Origin of the sequence: Nocardioides abyssi (genome assembly GCF_030412915.1) — a bacterium.
Classification (GTDB): domain Bacteria; phylum Actinomycetota; class Actinomycetes; order Propionibacteriales; family Nocardioidaceae; genus Nocardioides; species Nocardioides abyssi.
Genome location: NZ_JAUHJR010000088.1, coordinates 1 through 309, shown reverse-complemented (window position 1 = coordinate 309; position 309 = coordinate 1). Strand labels below are relative to the sequence as shown.

Genomic DNA, 309 nt, shown 5'->3' with positions numbered 1-309 from the left:
CAACGAGCGCAGGTGTCAGAAGACCTGAGCGTGAAGGGTGCCTTCGTAGTTCAAGGCCGCCTGCACTCGGGCCGCCTGGACGCCGCCAAGTTGGGTGATCGGAGTCCACCGAAAGTCGCTGTGCTCGGCCGAGAGTCGTATCTCGGCGCGCGTGGAGAGGCCGCACCGGAAGATGCCGACCTGGGACTCGAACTCACGGTGGTAGTACCACCCGGTCAGCGGGCCGATTTCGACGTCCACGCCGAGTTCCTCACGACACTCACGCTCAAGCGCAGCCACAATCGTCTCTCCGGGCTCGACTGCGCCCCC

General features: G+C 65.4%; 1 protein-coding gene. It reads right to left on the bottom strand.

The features are described from left to right. Positions 1-15: 15 nt before the first annotated feature. The coding region (locus QWY29_RS20020) for an NUDIX hydrolase (protein ID WP_300962993.1) at positions 16-309 on the bottom strand (294 nt) is incomplete at its 5' end.